Origin of the sequence: Deinococcus sp. Arct2-2 (assembly GCF_004801315.1) — a bacterium.
Taxonomy (GTDB): domain Bacteria; phylum Deinococcota; class Deinococci; order Deinococcales; family Deinococcaceae; genus Deinococcus.
Window position 1 is genome coordinate 1 of sequence record NZ_SSNW01000067.1, and the last position, 18,982, is coordinate 18,982.

The following is an 18,982-nucleotide window of genomic DNA, read 5'->3' on the forward strand; positions in this document are numbered from 1 at the left end:
CAGAGAAAGCGTAGCCCCTCCGGGTCACGCTGTGCGCTAGCAACTAGAATTCACCTTATTGACAGCATTTCAGTTTGAGAAGCATCAAATATTTGAGGGCGACAAGGCAACAGCCTAAGCCATTCGTTCGCAGACGTGATGCCACAAATTCCCAAATTGGGACAATCAGCGGCATCACACAGCAAAAATCCCACCTGTGAAGGTAGGACATTTTGTCTTGGTGGGCGGTATAGGACTTGAACCTACGACCTCTCGCGTGTGAAGCGAATGCTCTACCACTGAGCTAACCGCCCGAAACCGTACTGCTGCGCTGGAGAATGTGGTGGGCCCTGCCGGATTTGAACCGGCAACCAATCGGTTATGAGCCGACTGCTCTGACCGTTGAGCTAAGAGCCCGGACTGCCCCAGAGTTGAACGGCACAGGGTTGAACAATCCACAAGGAATCATCCAGACGGGCGAGAGGAAGTGTAGCAACGGGGGCGGGCCTTGTCAAACTGACGGCAGTGCTCAGCAGCGTACTGTGTGAATACCGGCAGTCGGGCGGGGTAGAGTGCGGCCTATGCGGGTCATGCATGTGGGGTCAGAAGTCTTTCCTTTTTCGCGTTCGGGCGGGCTGGGCGATGTGCTGGGCGCACTCCCGGCAGAGCAGGCCCGACTTCTCATGGGGTTGAGCAACACAGAACCGAGCGATGAGGTGTCGGTGATTTCGCCGTGGTACGCCAGCCTCAGCGGAACGCCGACAGAGCTTTGGCGTGGGCGCTTGCCCGAGCTGGGGGCCGATGCGGGCGACGTGACGGTGGGGGAACTGCGGCAGGACGGCGTGCGCTACCTGTTTATCGGCATGCGCGAGTTTCACCGTCCGGGGCTGTACCACCCCGACGACGTGTGGCGTTACTCGCTCTTCGGGCGGGCAGTGCTGCCGGTGCTGAAACTGCTGAACGCCGTGCCCGACGTGCTGCACGGCCACGACTGGCAGGCGGGCTTGGCGCTGGCCCACGCGCATTTGGCCGGACTCCGCACCGTGTTCAGCATTCACAATCTGGCCTATCAGGGCAAATGGAACATGGCCGAAGCCTCGCGCTGGACGGGTTTGCCGGGCTGGGCGTTCGGGGCCGATGGGATAGAGTTTCACGGCGACCTGAACCACATGAAGGCCGGGCTGATTTTTGCCGACCACGTGACCACCGTGAGTCCCACCTACGCGCTGGAAATCACGACACCGCAGTACGGAGAAGGCTTGGAAGGCCTCCTCATTCGCCTGAACCGCGAAGGCCGCCTGAGCGGAATCATCAATGGGCTGGATCAGGAGCGCTGGAACCCGCGTACCGACCCTGATATTCCGGCGTTTGGCGACCTCGCGGGTAAAGAGGCGGCGCGGGCCGTGCTGCGGGCCGAATTTGGGCTGGACGACGCCCCGATTCTGGCCACCGTGAGCCGCTTGGCCGACCAAAAGGGCATTGATCTGCTGATTGAGGCGATGAGCGACCTCGTGCCGCACTGGAATATCGTGGTGCTGGGCGGCGGCGACCCCCTGCTGACGGCGGCCCTGACCGGCTGGAGCCAGCATCCACGTGTGGCGTTTGCACAGGGACTGAACGAGGCCTTGGCCCACCGCATCTACGCCGGGGCCGACGCTTTTGCCATGCCCAGCCGCTTCGAGCCGTGCGGCCTGTCTCAGATGATCTCTATGCGCTACGGCACGTTGCCGGTGGTGCGCGAAACGGGCGGGCTGGTGGACACCGTGCCGCAAGATGTCGGCTTCCGCTTTGCCGACGCCACACCCGAAGCGTTGGCCGCTGCCTGCCACGAAGCCCGCCAAGTGTTCGACGACCGCGCCGAATGGCAGAGCCGCGCCGAGCGGGCCATGTCGCTGGACTTTAGTTGGGACGGCCCCGCCGAGCAGTATTTGGCGCTGTACCGCCGCTTGGGTGAAGGGTGAGCGCAGGTCTGAGCGTCCTGTCTCTGCTCCCCGAAGACTTGCCACCGCTGCTGGCGGGCCTGTACGAAGCGCCCGAAGAAGCGGTGGCGTGGATGGCCGGGGCGAGTGTGGCCGCGTGGGTGGCCCTGAACGAGGAAGAAGTCGTGCTGGGCGCAGTCGGCGCACGCCCCAGCCCCCGCCACGGCGCAGAGTTGGTGGGCGGCGCGTTTCCGGGGCCGGGCCAACACGCGGCGGCGCTGGCCCTCGCCCACGCCGCACAGGCCGAACTGGGCCGCGTGTACGCCTTTGCCGAGCCGCACCTGTGGCCCTACGAAGCCCTGCTGGGCGCAGGCTGGCGCGAGGTGGGCGCGTACCGCCGCCTGACCGGGCGAATGCCCCTGCGTCACCTCGACCCGCCCGCCGGAGTGACCCTGCACCCGTTGGCCGCTGTGCAGGATTTGGCCGTCAGGATGGACGCACTGGCTACTTTTGAAGACCGGGTGGGCCATCACGCCGTCTTACCCGAATTCGCCGCCGACGGCGCAGCGGGCTTCGATTCGCACCTCAGTTGCATTGCACTGGACGATCAGGGCCGGGGCATCGGCCTGTGCCGCGCCAGTATCGAAGACGGATTGGGGCGCATGGATGCGCCGGGCGTGCATCCCGATTGGCGGGCCAGTGGACTGCGGGCCGCCTTGTTGGACGCTGTCAACGCGCGGTTGCGGGCAGCGGGCATCACGCAAATCAGCCTCGATTCTTGGGGCGACACGGCGGCGGAACTGGCGCACGACTTGAAGCTGGGGCTGCATGTGGTGGATGAAACGCCGATTTATTCGGCCCCCTAATCCGGCTTGGTTTTTGGAATGGCTTGTTGGGGCTTGTCCCACGCTTTGCCCCACCCCCCAGCCCCTACCCCACCGGGTAGGGGGAGCGGCGCTGCGCTCGGCAGGATTGATCTTGTCGCGTCCAGACTCGGCTCAATCGTTCGTTTGAAGCGGAATCGCCAGTCATCTTGATGATGGAATTGGCCCGCCCACTGCGTGGACGACGGCCTCACACGCATTCGGGCTGGGAAGATGTAGGCCTGCTTTCTCCCTCTCCCCTTGCGGGGGAGGGCGCTGCGAAGCAGCGGGAGGGGGGAAGTGAGCGCCAGTGATTGCCTTTGCTCTTCTTAAACCTCTCAACCCTTAGACCACCCCCACACAACCCGTATCCCGCCCCCATCCCACCCCCGAATGCTCTACCATTTCCGGCGTGAGCGGCGACGAAGGCAAGCGTGAAAGCAGAAGCGAAGGCAGCAGGAACGAGGGCCACACCGAGAGCAGTCATCTGAATTTGGCGGTGGTGCTGGTGTCGCCCAAAACGCCCGGCAACATCGGCTCGGCGGCGCGGGCGATGTTGAATATGGGGGCCAGCGACCTGCGCCTCGTGGCTCCGCGCTGCAACCATTTGGATTCGCAGGCGGTGGCGATGGCTGTCCACGCCGATATTCTGTTGCGTTCGGCCCGTGTGTATCCCACCTTGCGCGACGCTTTGGCCGACCGCGACATCAGCGTCGGCACCACCGCCCGCCAGCGCGGAGATTTGCCGCCGCCACGTCATCCGGCGCAGTTGCGGCCTTTGGTTCGCGCTGCTGCCGCCCCCGCGTTGGTGTTTGGCCCCGAGGAAACTGGCCTGATCAACAGCGATTTGGAACAATGCCAAGTCACGGTCAGGATTCCTACCGGCGATTACGCCAGTCTGAACTTGGCGCAGGCCGTGCTGCTGGTGTGCTACGAGTTTCTGCAGGGACTGGACGATGTGCCCGACCTAGAGCGCAAAACCGCCACCCGCGAAGAGATGGAAGCCATGTACGGCCACTTGCAAGAGACCATGCACCTGATCGGCTACACCGACGCCGTGCGTGCCCGCCATACGCTGCGGCTGTGGCGAGCCATGCTAGACCGCGCCTTGATGAGCAGCGCCGAGAGCCGTCTGTTCCGGGGGTTGTTGCGGCAAGTGCATTGGAAGGTGGGCGACGCGGGACGGTGGGGAGCAGAGGAGGGGGCGACGAGAGAAAACAACGACGACCTCAGCGAATCCTGACCCCACTCCCGCATCCCTTACCCTTCCCGTCCCCCCGTTTGCCTATGCTACGGCTATGACCGAGGCCCGCCCCTCACCTGTGCCTAGTACGCCTATGCCAGCGCCCATGCCCGCCGCGCCGCCTGCCTATGTCCCGGGCGAGGTGCGGCTGTCTGACCGGGTGCGCTTAATCCGCAACACGCTGCCGCCCCTGATCGTGCTGGTGGTGGTCACGGTGGAATTGCTGATTGCCCAACTCCGCAATGCGGGGGGCGAGGTATGGGCGCACCTGCTGTTTTACGGCCTCGTGGGGCCAGCCGTGACCTTTTTTAGTGTGGAATGGATTGCCGAAGGCACGCGGGCGCGGGAGCGGGCCGAGCGGGAACTGCGCGACTTGTACGGCCAACTGAGTGCGTCTCATGCGCGGCTGCGGGCAGTGCAGGAACTGATGCGTGACCTGACCGACGCCCCCGATATGGGCGCAGTCGTAGAAGTAGCGGCACGCGGCGCGGTGCGGGTCACGGGGGCCACGCACGCCACCCTAACCGTACCGGGTGGGCTGAGCGGCACGGCACGCGGCGAAACCCTGCTGGCCTCGCCTAGCGCCGACCTGTACGCCCTGAAAGTGGGCATTCCGGGCGGCGGCGCGATGGCCCTGCACTTTGAAACCCCGCCTACGCCGGAGATGGAAGCGCTGGCCCAAGCCCTCGCCGCCGAAGTTGCCAACGGCGTAGAAGCCGCCCGCCAACGCACGCTGGATTTGATGACGCTGTATTCGGTGGATCAGTCTATTCGGGCCGAACGCAACATGCGCCGATTGCTGTCGCGGGTCACGCGCAATATGGCGGGGCGCTTGCGGGTGGATGCGCGGGCCGCCTACCTGACCGATCAGGACGGCCTCTTACGGCTGGAATACGCACAGGATAAAACCGGAGAATCGGGCGCGGGCACGCCAGCCCCAGCGTTTGCGTTGCGGGTGGCGCAGGCCGGAACGCCACTGGTGGCCACCCCCGAAGAAGCCGCCGAAGTGTTTGCCGGAGCCGCCAGTGCGCTGGGCTTTCCCATGCGCGACGACGAGGACTTGGTGGGCGTGCTGGTGCTGGGAGACGCCCGCGCCGACGCTTTCGAAGACGCCCGTATTCCGCTGCTGGCCCTCATGGCAGGGCAGGCCACGCTGGCCGTTCGCAACGCCCGCGCCTACCTCTATTCCGAAGAACTCGCCATCAGCGACGAACGCGCCCGGATTGCCCGCGAGATTCATGACGGCGTGGCGCAGTCGCTCGCGTTTGCCGCCCTGAAACTGGACGTGGTGGCCCGCCAAGTTCACACCCAGCCCGAGCAGGCCGAAGCTGAAGTGAAAGCCGCCAGCGCCCTACTGCGCGAGCAGATTCGGGAAGTCCGGCGCTCTATTTTTGCGCTGCGTCCGATAGATCTGGAACGCTACGGCCTGCTGGAAACTGTACGGCGCTACGTGGAAGACTTTGGGCAGCAAAACCGCGTGAGGAGCGTGCTGAGCGTCACCGGAGACATCACCCTCTCGCCCAGCGACGAGGCCGTCGTGTTCCGCATTTTGCAAGAAAGCCTGAACAATATCGCCAAGCACGCCCGCGCCCACGAGGTGAAAGTGAGCCTGCACGGGGCCGCCCACGTGACCTTGCGGGTGCAGGACGACGGCGCGGGCTTTGACCCGGAGCAGGTCAGCGGGCGGGTCAGCAGTGCGGGCGGGCTGGGACTGATGCAAATGCGCGAGCGCGTAGAGGCCAGAGGCGGCACTTACCGCGTGCTGAGTGCGCCCGGACACGGCACGGTGGTAGAGGCGGAAGTGCCGCAGGCGTGAAGGGTGGGGGAGTTGAGGCTGCGTGTAAACCCCCAGTCTGCTTCCGCAGCCAGCCCCCCTTAAGGGGAGCGCAAGAGCTTTTAGTCCTCCCCTTGAGGGGGGGCGTTGCGCCAGCAAAGGGGGGAGCAACGACTACAAGGAATAAACAGCCGCCCGACTTTTCCCGCCGCCCCGCGCTACAGTGAGGGCAGTCATGTCGGAAACCATCAGTATCAAGCAAAACATCATGGTCAGGTCGCGCCCGGACGTGCTTTACCGCCTTGCGCTGGAACCCAAGCGCCGCCTGAAATGGGATCCAAATCTCACCAAAGCGGAGTACTCGGAGGCCGACGCCCGCCTGACCAACAACGTGCTGGTGCGCTTTAAATTTTCGCGGCGGCTGTTGGGGCTAGGCTTTACGGCCAAATACGGGCAGTTGCAGGCTCCGCAGCGCGGCGGTTGGGAAAGCGTGCGGAACGTGGGGCCGCTGGAAAAACTGACCCAAGGCTGGACGTTCAAGGCCACTCCCGGCGGCACCGAAGTGACCATGACCCTGAACGGGCGGGTACGCTACAAGTGGATCAAAACCCCGATAGAGCGCATCCTGAACAACATGGTCGTGTCTACCCTGATGGCCCTCCAGCGCACGGTAGACGCGCAGGGCGCACAACTGATGGAAGACGTGAGCCGCGACATGCAAAAGCGCCAAGAAGAAGAGCGCAAGGCCATGAAAGAGGCTGAAAAAGCCGCCCGCAAGCGCAAAAAGTAACGCGAGTCGTAGAGCTGCCCCACCCCAAAATGGGCCGACTTGATTAAGCGACTCTCTATACCGGCAACCCCCACATCCTGAACCCCGCGTATATTGCCTGACAGTGATGGCACGCGGGCTGGAAGCGGTTCCGTGCCGGGAGGTCGCGCATGAAAATAGGCATGATTGGTCTGGGGAAAATGGGCGGCAACATGGTGCTGCGCCTGACGCAGGGCGGGCAACAAGTGGTGGGCTATGACCGCACCGAAGCGAACGTCGCCAATATCGAGGCGCACGGGGCACAGGGCGCACGCAGCATGGACGAACTGATTGCCGCGCTGGGCGAGCCGGGATCGCGGGCCGTGTGGATGATGGTTCCTGCCGGGCAGGTCACGCAGGCTGTCGTGGATGATCTGGCGTCGCGCCTTGCACCCGGCGACATCATCATCGACGGTGGCAACTCCAACTTTAAGGATTCCAAGCGCCGCGCCGAGGAACTGGCCGTTCAGGGCATCGAGTTTGTGGATGTGGGCACGTCGGGCGGAATTTGGGGCCTGAAAGAAGGCTACGCTATGATGATGGGCGGCACCGTAGAAGCCATTGAGCGCCTGCGTCCCGTGTTTGAAGCGCTTGCACCCGCGCCAGATAAGGGCTGGGGCCGCATGGGGCCGTCCGGGTCAGGGCATTACGTAAAAATGGTGCACAACGGCATCGAGTACGGCATGATGCAGGCCTACGCCGAGGGCTTTGAGATGCTGGGGGCCAAAGAGGAATTCGGGCTGGATCTGGCCCAAATTGCCGAATTGTGGCGGCACGGCAGCGTGGTTCGCAGTTGGCTGCTTGACCTGACCGCCGAAGCCCTGCAAAGCGACGCCTCCTTCCATGACCTGTCCGACTACGTGGCCGACAGTGGTGAGGGCCGCTGGACGATCATCGATTCGATTGAACTGGGCATTCCCACGCCAGTGATTACGCTCAGTACCCAGATGCGGTTCCGCAGTCAGCAGGAAGTGAGCTACGCGGGCCAGATGCTGTCGGCCATGCGCCGCGCTTTTGGTGGACACGCCGTGAAAAAGCTGGAAGTCGGCAAGCAGGAAAGCGTAGTGCCCAGCGTGAAAGCCGGAGAACATCCCAGCGCCGCCGCGCCGCAAAACATTTCTAACAAAGTGGCTGTCCCCGACAGCGGCAGTGCGGCTGAAGCACAGCAATTGGGCGAAGCAGGCCAGCAGCGCGTGAAGGGCGACGCGTGACCCGAAAAGCGAAAGAAACGGCGAAGGCAGAGCCAGCAGCCGTGAACAAGGCCGCTTCCAAGAAGGCGGGGGCTGTATCCGCAGCAACCAAAGCCGCAGGCAGCGCGGCCCTCAAGGCGTCGGCACCTAAAAAGACCAGCGCCAAAAACGCCGCCCCAGCCGACAAGAAGCCCCGCAAGACCCGTGCCCGCACTCCCAGCGATGTCGGTGCAGACGGCCAAAACCCCTTCCGGGCCATGATGCGCCGCAGCCGCGCTCCCGAACCTGCCACGCTGGTTATTTTTGGCGTCACGGGCGACCTTGCCAAGCGCAAACTCTTGCCCGCCGTGTTCGGGCTGTGGCAAGACGGCCTCTTGGGCAGCGCGTTCAATATCGTGGGCGTGGGCCGTCAGGACATGACCGACGAAGCATTCAAGGACTTTGCCATAGAAGCCCTGAAGAGCAGCAAGGAAACCGACGCCATTCAGCCCGGCAACTTGGAAAAATTCCGTGAACTGCTGTACTACGAATTCGGTGATTTTGCCGCCGACGACGTGTACGACCGCGTGGGCAAAGAACTTGACCGCGCCGAGGAAGCTCACGGCGGACGCAAGAACGCGCTGTTTTACCTGTCTACGCCGCCCAGCTTGTTCGAGCCGATCAGCAACGGTCTGGGCCGCTTGGGATTGGCCGACGAATCGGAAGGCTGGCGGCGCATCGTCATCGAGAAGCCGTTCGGACACGACCTGGGCAGCGCCCGCGCCCTCAACGACGCCATCCACAAGGTCTGGGACGAGTCTCAGGTGTACCGCATCGACCATTATTTGGGCAAAGAAACGGTGCAAAACCTGATGGCGATCCGCTTCGGCAACGCCATTTTCGAGCCGATCTGGAACCGGGGCTACGTGGATCATGTGCAAATTACGGCCTCTGAGGATTTGGGCTTGGAAGGCCGCGCCGGCTACTACGAGGAAGCGGGCGTGGTGCGCGACATGCTGCAAAACCACCTGATGCAGCTCTTTGCTCTGACCGCGATGGAAGCGCCCGCCGCCTTTGACGCCGACGCCATTCGGGACGAAAAAACTAAGGTGCTCCGGGCCGTGAAGCCCATTCCCAAAAGCCGCGTGAAAGAGGTGGCGGTGCGCGGGCAGTACGGCCCCGGCACCATGTACGGCGAAAAAGTGACCGGCTACCGCGAGGAACCCAACGTGCGGGTAGGCAGCGCTACGCCCACCTACGTGGCCGTCAAACTAGAAGTGGACAACTGGCGCTGGCAGGGCGTGCCCTTCTTCCTGCGCACGGGCAAACGCCTGCCCAAAAAAGTGACCGAAATCGCCGTGGTGTTTAAGCGTCCGCCGCTGGGCATCTTTCCGGGCGGCCTAGAGCGCAACGTGTTGGCCTTCCGCATTCAGCCCGACGAAGGCGTGAGCCTCAAGTTTTCTTCCAAGATGCCGGGCCAAGAAATGGTGTTGCGCGAAGTGGTCATGGACTTCCGTTACGACGCCTTTGGTGCCCAACTGGAAAGCCCCTACAGCCGCCTGATTCTGGACGCGCTGTTGGGCGACGCCACCCTGTTTCCGCGTGAGGACGAGGTGGATCATGCGTGGCAGATCGTGTCGGGCATTCTGGAAATGTGGGACACCAAGCCCGGACAGGCCGACCACGCGCCCGAATTTCCCAACTACACCAGCGGCACATGGGGGCCGGACGCTGCCGACGCCTTAATAGGCCCGGATCGGCGTTGGCGGCGACTGTGAGAGGCTTGTCTCAGGGTCTAGGGTCTAAGAGACTAAGGGCAAGAGATTCAGGCGCGTGTGGGCCATCTGTTCTTAGACCCTTCGACCCTTTGACCCTTAGACTTCCCCCCGCCCAACCGTTACACCGCACCAGAGGCACGCCATGACCTACGCCACCGACCTGAAAGCCATCGGCCCCGCCGACACCACCGTGCGCCGTGCCCAACAGACCCTTGATGAACTGTGGGCGCAGACGCAGGTGGAAACGCGGGCCTACACGGGAAATATTGTGGCCCTGACCGTCAAGAAGCACTTGGGGCGGGTAGAAGAAGCGTTGGCTGGACTGGAAGGCCGCTACGCCGGACGCCAGATTATCGGCGTGATGGACGGCACCGAAGACGTGGTTGTTCACGCGACGTTGGTGCCGCAACCGGGCGGCCTGTACGTAGAGCGCCTGATTCTGAATGCCAGTGCCGAACAGCTTCAGGGCGCGATTTTGCCCCTGCTGCGGCCCGCCACCGTGAACCATGTCTGGTGGGGTGCAGATTCAGCCCCCACAGGCGTGCTGATGGCCGAATTGACCGATATTGCCGATCAGGTCATTGCCGACAGCCTGACGCTGGACATTCCGCCTGCCCGCCACTACGCGCTGGCCGACTTGGGCTGGAGCCGCAGCGCAGGCTGGCGTGAGGCGCTGGCACAGGTGTTCGATTCCAGCGACGCCGCCCGCCAACTGCCCCGCGTAGAACACCTGACCGTGCGCTATTCGGGCAGCAAAGACCTGCCCGCCCGCCTATTTGCCGGATTTATTGCCGACACACTGGGCTGGAAGAATATGAACAACGTAGAACTGAAGCGCTCGCGCTGCCACCGCGAAAACGGCGACCTGTGCGGCGCAGAACTGACCGGCGACGGGGTACGCTTTGCCCTGAGTGCCGAAGACGGCGACCTGACCCGCGTGGAATCCCGCTGGGACGACCTGAGCCGCGTGACCGAAGTGAACGTGCCACAGATGAGCCTTGCCGAAGGACTGGCCCGCGTGATGGCCCGCCCCGAACGCGGCGAAGGCTTTGAGCGGGCTTGGAAATTGGCGAAAGCGAGCTTGTAAGAACAGTTAGTGGTAAGTGGTTAGTAGTGAGTGGGAAAAACACTAAAGAATCTAGGTCTTAGCTCCCTAACCCTTGGCTTGCAAAGCTCCGCAGGAGAGGGGGGAGGGCTGGGGACTCGCAGAGCTGCGCAGCAGAGGGGGTGAGTGAGCAAAGCGATTGCCCTTCTAACCTCAGCAATCCTCCCAAAAACACACCTTTCGTTCCCTCTTTTTGGCGGTGCAAGCATGAATATCCGAACTTTTCCTACTCCTGAACTGACTGCGGCTGGCGCTGCCGAAGCTTTTGCCCAAACAGCGCGGGCGGCGGTGCGTGACCGGGGCGCGTTCCGTGTGGCCCTGTCGGGTGGCAGCACGCCCAAGCTGATGTACCGCATCCTGCGCGACATGCCCGAAATGCCGTGGCACGCAGTTCACATCTATTTCAGCGATGAGCGCAGCGTGGGCGCAGACAGCCCCGACAGCAATTACCGGTTGGCGCAAGACGAACTCCTGAACCATGTGCCGGTGCCCACTGCCCAAGTTCACCGGATGGCGGGCGAGGTAGAGCCGCTGACAACGGCAGCCGAAGCTTACGCTGCGCTGCTGCCCGCCCAACTGGACGCCGTGCTGCTGGGCATGGGCGACGACGGCCACACCGCCAGTCTGTTTCCCAGCACCGACGCACTACAGGCGAGCGGGCGCGTGGCAGCCAACTTTGTGCCCCGTCTGGATACGGGCCGCCTGACCTTCACTTACGCCGAAATCAACGCGGCACGCGAACGCTGGATTTTGGTTACGGGTGCGGGCAAGGCGGGCGTGTTGCGGCAGGTGCAGGGAGGCGAGGGCGGCTACCCCATCGCAGGCGTGCAGAACGCAATTTGGTTTGTAGACGCGGCGGCCGGGGCAGAGTTGCAACAGGCCTGAGCGGTTGCCCCTGCCTACCTTTCAAACTCAACTCTTGATTCCAGCCGAGTTAGGCAACACTGGAGAGACATGGAGTTGGAAGGTGAACCCCCCCGTTGCTGACGCAACGCCCCCCCTTAAGGGGAGGACAAAAGCTGTTGCGCTCCCCTTGAGGGGGGCTGGCTGCGAAGCAGACTGGGGGGTTCGCCCGAAATCGTCAACGCTCAACACTTGCCTACCACTCAACCCCAAGAAGGCCGCTCCCCCAGCGGTCTTTTTTCTATCCAAGCCGGATGCACAACTTCTAAACTCTTAGTCATTTGTCACATTTGGGGGCGCTAGTGTGGCCGCAGTTCTGTATGTTGGAACCTGTACCCGAAACCTATTTCTCTCCCCCATTCCCCGGAGGCTCCATGCGCGTTCCCACCCTGCCCGCTACCCTGCTTCTTACCCTAGCCCTCAGCTTCGGCGCAGTCTCTTCTGCTCAGTCTTCGGCCCAAACCGCAACGCCTGCTGCCGCCCCCGCCGCCGTTGCCGCGCTGAACTTGCCCGCAGGCGTAACCTTTGTAACCGAGGTAGAGGGCATCCGTGAGTACCGCCTCCGCAACGGCCTGCGCGTGCTGCTGTTTCCCGACAACTCTCAGCAGACGTTTACCCTAAACGTGACCTACCAAGTCGGCAGCCGCCATGAGAGTTACGGCGAAACGGGCATGGCGCACCTGCTGGAACACATGCTGTTTAAGGGAACGGCCACCAGCGGCAACATTCTGGAGGGGCTGGGCAAGCGCGGCGCGGATTTTAACGGCACCACCAGCGAAGACCGCACCAACTATTTTGAAACCATGACCAACACCGGAGACAATCTGGAGTGGGCCATCCGGATGGAAGCCGACCGGATGGTGAATTCCAAAATTGCCGCCACAGACCTGAAAACAGAAATGCCAGTAGTCCGCAACGAGTTCGAATCGGGCGAAAACAGTCCGTTTGGGCTGCTGTACAAGCGGGTACGTTCGGTGGCGTTCGATTGGCACAACTACGGCAACACGGCCATCGGCAACCGCAGCGATGTAGAGAATGTGCCGATTGGGGCGCTGCAAGCCTTTTACCGCACCTACTACCAACCCGACAACGCGGTAGTCACGCTGGCGGGCAACTTTGACGCACAGGCCACGCTGAGCCTGATGGCGCAGACCTTCGGGCAGATTCGCCGCCCCTTTCGCAGCCTGCCCACCCAGTACACCGAAGAAACCCCGCAAGACGGCGAGCGCAGCCTGACCGTGCGCCGCGTAGGAGACGAGCAGATTGCGCTGGCGGCCTATCACATGCCCAGCGTGCGCCACCCCGACATGCCCGCGTTGCTGGTGCTGGATGAAATCCTTGCCAACGAACCCGCCGGGCGGCTGTATGCAGCGTTGGTGCAGTCCAAGCAGGCCACCGCCATTGGCAGCCTGACCAACAGCGCCAGCGATCCGGGCCTGATGCTGTACGCGGCGGTACTGGGCAAAGAAGACGACATGGCTAAAGCTCAGGCGACGCTGCTGAGTACCATAGAAAGCGCCACCAAGACGCCTTTTACCGAAGAAGACGTGACCCGCGTGCGAACCCGCGTTGCCAACGGCTTCGAGCAACTGCTGACCAAACCCGAATCGGTGGGCGTGACCCTCAGCGAATACATTGCCGCCGGAGACTGGCGCTTGCTGTTCAAACTGCGCGATGATTTGGGCAAAGTCACGCCCGCCGACGTGCAGCGCGTGGCCGCCACTTACCTGAAACCCACCAACCGCACGCTGGGCCTGTTTGTGCCCACCCCCACCCCCGACAACGTGACCGTTACGGCGGCCCCCAGCGCCGCCCAACTGCTGAAGGGGTATCAGGGCCGCGCCGCGATTGCTGCCGGAGAAACCGTTGCGCCCGAACCCGCCGCCATCGAAGCCCGCGTGACCCGCGAGAAGATTGCGGTGGGCAGCGTGCAGGCTGAAGTGGCCCTGATGACCAAAAAGACACGCGGCGAGCGGATAGAACTCGTGCTGAGCGTCGATTTTGGCAACCCCGACACCGTGAAAGCCGACCGGGGAGCCGCCGACTTTATTGCGCCTCTACTAACACGCGGCAGCACGGGCCTGACACGCCAGCAGCTCAGTGACCAACTGGAAGCCACCAAAACGCAGATCGGCGTGAGCGGCGACGCCACCGGAGTCAGCGTGAATGTCAGCACCGACCGGGCCAATTTGCCCGGAGCGTTGGCCCTCGTGAAGAAAGTGTTGCGCGAACCCGTCTTTCCTCAGGCCGACTTCGACGAACTGAAAAAAGGCAGCATAGACGGACTGGAATCCGGGCGCGGCGACCCACAAAGCGTGGCGAGTTTGGCGTTGGCGCGGGCCTTTATGCCTGCCGGAGCCAAACCCGGCGACCTTGGCTACGCACCCACGCTGGACGAACAACTGGCCGACCTGAAAGCGGTGACGCTGGAGCAGGTGCAGGACTACTACCGCCGCGTCTGGGGAGCCGCCCGGATTCAGGTTTCGGCGGTAGGCGACTTCGACCCGCAAACCATTCGCGCCGCCGTGCCCGACATCCTGAACGGTTGGACAAGCGGCGTGCCGTATGCCCGCGTGATTACGCCGCTGGTCACGCCCGCCGCCCAAAATCTGGTGCTGAACGTGCCCGACAAGGCCAACGCGATTTATCTGGCCCGCCTGAACTTCCCCCTGCGCGACGACCAGCCCGATTACGCGGCCCTGTTGGTTGCCATGCGCGTGTACGGCAGCGGCACCGACTCGCGCCTGTTCAACCGTCTGCGCCAACAAGACGGCCTGAGCTACGGCGCAGGCGGCAGCACCAGCGTGTCGTCGCGTGATGAAAAGGCCAGCTTTACGGCCTACGCGATCTTTAATCCGGACGTGACGGCGAAGGTGGAAACCGCCATGCGCGAGGAATTAGACCGCGCCCGCAAAGACGGCTTTACGGCTACCGAAATCGCCACCGCCAAAACTGCCCTACTGCAAGAAGCCCGCGTGGCCCGCAGCGCCGACAGCACGCTGGCCGGAAGCCTCGCCAACCAACTGGATTTGGGCCGCACTTACGCCTTCAGCGCCGAACTAGAAGCCAAAATCAGTGCCGTGACGCCCGAACAGGCCACCGCCGCGCTGGTGAAATACGTGAATCCGGCGAATCTTGTGATCGTGCGGGCGGGGACGTTTAAGTAAGGGTGTGGGAAGGGCGGAAGGGCAATCGGGTTGCTCACTCACCCCCTCCCAACCTCCCCCCTCAAGGGAGAGGAGCAAACAGCCTCAGATTCTAGGTTTTTCCCTCGCCGCTTGTGGGAGAGGGGCGCTGCACCGCAGCGGGGTGAGGGGGCAGTTCAGCGACGCCCCCGCCCCAGCCAATCCGACCAAAGCAAGGCGGGGAGCTAAATTTGCGCTCCCCGCCAGCTCTGTTTCAGTCTTCGCACAACCCACGACCTACACCCTAAATCATGCCCCCATGTCGGTCTCGGTGCATCACGTACGCCAGCCCCAGCGTACTCAGCGTACTGACCAGACTGCTGAGGCCGTAGCTGATCAGCGGCAGCGTGATTCCGGTCAGGGGAAGCACACTCAGGGCCGCGCCCACATTTTCTATGACCTGAAATCCGATCTGGCCCAAAATGCCCGCGAAGAGAATCTGGTCTTGCAGCCGGGGGGCTTCGGCGGCCATGCCTGCCAGCCCCCAAAACAACATGCCGTACAGCACCAGCACGGCCAGCGCCCCCACCAAGCCCTGTTCTTCGGCCCATGTACTGAAGGCGAAATCGGTGTGTGCTTCGGGAAGGAAGCCGTTGTGAGACTGCGAGCCTTCCTTGTACCCTTTGCCCTGCAAGCCACCCGAACCCACCGCAATCGTGCTTTGAATGACTTGATACCCGGCCCCGCGTGGGTCTTGGTAGGGGTCTAGAAAAATGGTCAGGCGCTTTTGCTGGTATGGCTCTAGCTTGGGATACAGCACGGTGGGAAAAGCCACGCCCAGCGCCAGCACCGCGAGGGTCGCGTGCCACCACGGAATGCGGGCGGCCAGCATAATCACGCCGAACATGACGGCCAGCACCAACGCACCGCCAAAATCCTGAATGACCACGAGGCCGATGGCAGGCAGGAACACCGCCAATGCAAAAGCGTAGGTTTTGATGCCCTGATAGCCGCTCCTGAGAACCACCGGCAGCATCAGGATCATGGCAAATTTCAGGATTTCTAGCGGCTGAAATTGCAGCGGCCCCAGTTCGATCCAGTTTTTCTGGCCGTTCACTTCCTTGCCGATGACGAAGGTGCTGGCCTGCATCAGCAGCGCGAGGCCGTACAGATACGGGGCAATGCGGTAAATGCGGTCACGCCCCGCCCACCACAGCAACGCGATGGGCACCGCAGCCAGCGCTACGCCAATCAGTTGTTTGTTGAATACACCGGGGGCCACGCGGGGAGCCAGCGCCGCTGTACTTACTGTCAGCAGGCCTACCGCCAGCAGCGCCAGAATAATCACGGGAAAACGTAAGTCGTACTTCACAGCACTTGCCTCAACACAGTCGCAACCGTCACGCCACTAGGCTAGGGCAAGGCGCATGGACTGTGTGTGAGGCAGGCTGGATGGTCTAGAACTTGATTGGAATAAGGAGGTCAGCGTCCCCGATTCGACGTATGCCCCGGCGCGTTCTCGTCAATCGGAATGTTCGCCATCAGCACTACCATGTCGCCGCGCTGCTCTATTTCGATGCTGCTGCTGCCGGTGGGAAAGTAGCGCTTGACGACTTCCAGCAGGTCTTGGCGCAGGGCGTCTACCTTGCCGGGTGGAATTTGGGCGCGGTCATAGGCCAGCACCAGCTCTAAGCGGTCTTTGAGGGTTTCTTTGGTGCGGCCCCGCTTCATCCATGAAAACATCTCACGCCCCCCCAAACAGACGACGCCACGCCGACCAGAAGCCCTTGTCTTCATCAAACTTGGGATACGGCACGTCTTCGCCCTTCATGCGGCGGGCGGTATCCATAAAGGCCTGTCCCGCCTTGGTTTTGCCCAGTACCGCAGGCTCCCCGACGTTGGTACTCACGATGATTCCCTCGTCTTCCGGCACCACACCAATGGGCTTGACGCCCAAAATATCCAGAATGTCGGCCTCGCTGAGCATGTTCCCGCTGGCGACCATCTTGGGCCGCAGGCGGTTGATCAGCAGACGGATCTCGTTGACCTGTTGCGATTCCAGCAGGCCAATAATCCGGTCAGCGTCGCGCACGCTAGAGACTTCGGGGTTCACGACCACCAGCGCACCTTCGGCGGGGGCGGCAGCGGTGCGGAAGCCCGATTCGATTCCGGCGGGGCTGTCGATCAGCACGCGGTCAAACTTCTCGTCTTCGATCAGGCCGCGCACCACCGTCTTAAACACTTCGGGATCTAGGGCGTCTTTGTCGCGGGTCTGAGAAGCGGGCAGCAGATACAGGTTCTCCACACGCTTATCGCGGATTAAAGCCTGACTCATGCGGCATTTGCCTTCCAGCACGTCGATCAGGTCAAAGACCACGCGGGATTCGAGGCCCATGACCACATCGAGGTTCCGCAGACCCACGTCCACGTCGATGACCACGACTTTTTCGCCCAATTTGGCAAGCGCCGCACCGATGTTGGCGGTGGTGGTGGTTTTGCCCACGCCCCCCTTCCCGGACGTGACCACGATGACCTTCGCATTCATATGCGGCGCAGTCTATCAACTGACTCGCCCCAGTGGGTGACATGCCGCCCAGCCTCTCCCCCATGTGACCTGTGTCCTTCTCGCCTCCCCGTGCGCCCTGTATAATGCCGGGTTGAAGCCGCTGCAGTTCAGCCACAGCGCCCCCAACGGCATTACGGGCGTGGCGCGTGAGCAGGCGGGTATCAAGATCATCAGATCAAGCAAGGACAAGGCGGCGGGCGGCCCCAGCAGGAGCCAACGCACGGCGCGAGGAGAACACATGACGGCAACAACCCAGCGCCCCGCAGACAGTATGCTGATCGCCCCCAAAAAAGTAGGATTCATCAGCCTCGGCTGCCCCAAAGCCCTCGTGGACAGCGAGCGAATCCTGACCCAACTGCGGGCCGAAGGCTATGAAGTGGCCGCCAGCTACGAAGATGCACACGCTGTGATCGTGAATACGTGCGGCTTTATTACGCCCGCCGTAGAAGAAAGCCTGAACGCCATCGGTGAGGCGCTGGACGCCACAGGCCGCGTGATCGTGACCGGATGTTTGGGCGAGCGTCCCGAAAAGATTCTGGAGCGTCATCCTAAGGTGGCCGCCATTACGGGTTCGGAAGCCGTGGACGACGTGATGGAGCATGTGCGGCGGCTGCTGCCGATAGAAACCGACGCTTTTACGGGGCTGCTGCCTGTGGCCGCCCCCGGCATGCGCCCCGATGTGGCCGTGCCTACCCGCGAGGACACCCGTCACGGCGACGTGTTTGCCCCAAGCGTGCGCCTGACGCCCCGGCATTACGCCTACGTCAAAATTGCCGAGGGCTGTAACCACACTTGCTCGTTTTGCATCATTCCCAAATTGCGCGGCCTGCAAGTCAGCCGGGATGCGGGCGCGGTGCTGTACGAAGCATTCCGCTTGGTGGCAGGCGGCACCAAGGAACTGATGGTGATTTCGCAGGATACGAGTGCGTATGGCGTAGATGTGCGCCACCGCGAGAGCGAGTTTCAGGGTGAGCAAGTCCGCGCTCACCTGACCGACTTGGCCGTGAAACTGGGCGAAATGGGCGCGTGGGTGCGGATGCATTACGTGTACCCGTACCCCCACGTAGACCGGATCGTGGAACTGATGGCGCAGGGCAAAATCCTGCCGTACCTGGATATTCCCCTGCAACACGCCTCGCCCAAGATTTTGCGTTCTATGCGGCGTCCGGGCGCGGGCAAGCAACTCGATACCATTCGGCGTTGGCGTGCTATCTGCCCGGAACTCGTTATCCGGTCTACCTTTATCGTGGGCTTCCCCGGCGAAACTGAAACCGAATTTCAAGAACTCTTGACCTTTTTGGAAGACGCCCGCCTAGACCGCGTGGGAGCCTTCCCTTACAGCGATGTGGACGAAGCCGACGCCAACAAACTGGAAGGTGCAGTGCCGCAGGCCGTGAAGGAAGCCCGCCTCGCCCGCTTTATGGAAGTCGCGCAGCGCATCAGCGCCGAAAAGCTGGCCGAGAAAGTGGGCCGCGTGATGGACGTGATCATCGACGAATTTAACGATGAAGAGGACGACGCCCCCGGCACCCGCCTGATTGGCCGCACCAAAGGCGACGCGCCCGGCATCGACGGTCAGGTGTACCTGTTTGCAGGCGAATTGGCCGGACAACTGAAAATTGGCGACATCGTGAAAGCCCGCATCGAGGACAGCGACGAATATGACCTCTACGGCGAGGTGCTGGAGCGCCCGGAATGGAAGCCGAATGTGCCGCAGTTGGGCCATTTTGGGAAGCACTGAGGGACTGAC

14 protein-coding genes and 2 tRNA genes are annotated in these 18,982 nt (G+C 62.6%); 11 read left to right on the plus strand and 5 right to left on the minus strand.

The genetic code is table 11. From position 1 onward, the window contains the following. Positions 1-218: 218 nt before the first annotated feature. Together E7T06_RS20360 and E7T06_RS20365 are read right to left on the minus strand one after the other, a co-directional pair. A tRNA-Val gene (locus tag E7T06_RS20360) sits at positions 219-293 on the minus strand. Between the two features lie 27 nt (positions 294-320). Continuing rightward, a tRNA-Ile gene (locus tag E7T06_RS20365) sits at positions 321-396 on the minus strand. A gap of 164 nt (positions 397-560) precedes the next feature. On the opposite strand from E7T06_RS20365, the gene E7T06_RS20370 reads away from it, so the two are divergent. The 10 genes from E7T06_RS20370 (at position 561) to E7T06_RS20415 (ending at position 14,708) form a co-directional block, all read left to right on the plus strand. Continuing rightward, positions 561-1,940 carry a glycogen synthase gene (locus E7T06_RS20370; protein ID WP_136367596.1) on the plus strand — a complete coding sequence of 460 codons (1,380 nt, stop codon included), beginning with the start codon at positions 561-563 and terminating at the stop codon, positions 1,938-1,940. Further along, positions 1,937-2,764: a hypothetical protein gene (locus E7T06_RS20375; RefSeq protein WP_136367597.1), complete on the plus strand. Its 828-nt coding sequence runs from the start codon at positions 1,937-1,939 to the stop codon at positions 2,762-2,764. The genes E7T06_RS20370 and E7T06_RS20375 overlap by 4 nt, the downstream gene beginning before the upstream one ends. A 484-nt stretch (positions 2,765-3,248) precedes the next feature. Then, positions 3,249-4,004 carry an RNA methyltransferase gene (locus E7T06_RS20380; protein ID WP_240741199.1) on the plus strand — a complete coding sequence of 252 codons (756 nt, stop codon included), beginning with the start codon at positions 3,249-3,251 and terminating at the stop codon, positions 4,002-4,004. 106 nt (positions 4,005-4,110) lie between these two features. Further along, positions 4,111-5,820 carry a GAF domain-containing sensor histidine kinase gene (locus E7T06_RS20385; RefSeq protein ID WP_168733686.1) on the plus strand — a complete coding sequence of 570 codons (1,710 nt, stop codon included), beginning with the start codon at positions 4,111-4,113 and terminating at the stop codon, positions 5,818-5,820. 193 nt (positions 5,821-6,013) lie between these two features. After that, positions 6,014-6,568: an SRPBCC family protein gene (locus E7T06_RS20390; protein WP_136367599.1), complete on the plus strand. Its 555-nt coding sequence runs from the start codon at positions 6,014-6,016 to the stop codon at positions 6,566-6,568. Between the two features lie 149 nt (positions 6,569-6,717). Continuing rightward, positions 6,718-7,797, plus strand: a complete 1,080-nt coding sequence (gnd, locus tag E7T06_RS20395) for a phosphogluconate dehydrogenase (NAD(+)-dependent, decarboxylating) (RefSeq protein ID WP_136367600.1) — start codon at positions 6,718-6,720, stop codon at positions 7,795-7,797. Further along, positions 7,794-9,533, plus strand: a complete 1,740-nt coding sequence (gene zwf, locus E7T06_RS20400; protein ID WP_136367601.1) for a glucose-6-phosphate dehydrogenase — start codon at positions 7,794-7,796, stop codon at positions 9,531-9,533. The genes gnd and zwf overlap by 4 nt, the downstream gene beginning before the upstream one ends. A 142-nt stretch (positions 9,534-9,675) precedes the next feature. After that, positions 9,676-10,620, plus strand: a complete 945-nt coding sequence (locus E7T06_RS20405) for a glucose-6-phosphate dehydrogenase assembly protein OpcA (protein ID WP_136367602.1) — start codon at positions 9,676-9,678, stop codon at positions 10,618-10,620. 225 nt (positions 10,621-10,845) lie between these two features. Then, the gene (pgl, locus tag E7T06_RS20410) at positions 10,846-11,523 is read left to right on the plus strand and encodes a 6-phosphogluconolactonase (protein ID WP_136367603.1); all 678 of its coding nucleotides are present in this window, start codon (positions 10,846-10,848) and stop codon (positions 11,521-11,523) included. 392 nt (positions 11,524-11,915) lie between these two features. Continuing rightward, entirely contained in the window at positions 11,916-14,708 is a 2,793-nt protein-coding gene (locus E7T06_RS20415; protein WP_136367604.1) for a pitrilysin family protein, read from the plus strand. Positions 14,709-14,970: 262 nt separating this feature from the next. On the opposite strand, the gene E7T06_RS20420 is transcribed toward E7T06_RS20415, so the two are convergent. From E7T06_RS20420 to minD, 3 genes are all read right to left on the minus strand, one after another. Then, the gene (locus E7T06_RS20420; protein WP_136367605.1) at positions 14,971-16,038 is read right to left on the minus strand and encodes an FtsW/RodA/SpoVE family cell cycle protein; all 1,068 of its coding nucleotides are present in this window, start codon (positions 16,036-16,038) and stop codon (positions 14,971-14,973) included. A gap of 110 nt (positions 16,039-16,148) precedes the next feature. Then, positions 16,149-16,409 (minus strand): cell division topological specificity factor MinE, encoded by a 261-nt coding sequence (gene minE / locus E7T06_RS20425; RefSeq protein ID WP_064015608.1) that lies wholly within the window; start codon positions 16,407-16,409, stop codon positions 16,149-16,151. Position 16,410: 1 nt separating this feature from the next. Continuing rightward, a complete protein-coding gene (gene minD, locus E7T06_RS20430) occupies positions 16,411-17,211 on the minus strand; it encodes a septum site-determining protein MinD (protein WP_136367606.1) in 801 nt (266 codons plus the stop codon). 292 nt (positions 17,212-17,503) lie between these two features. Here minD and rimO point away from each other — a divergent pair, with 292 nt between their 5' ends. Beyond that, a complete protein-coding gene (gene rimO, locus E7T06_RS20435) occupies positions 17,504-18,973 on the plus strand; it encodes a 30S ribosomal protein S12 methylthiotransferase RimO (protein WP_168733687.1) in 1,470 nt (489 codons plus the stop codon). The last annotated feature ends 9 nt before the right edge of the window (positions 18,974-18,982 follow it).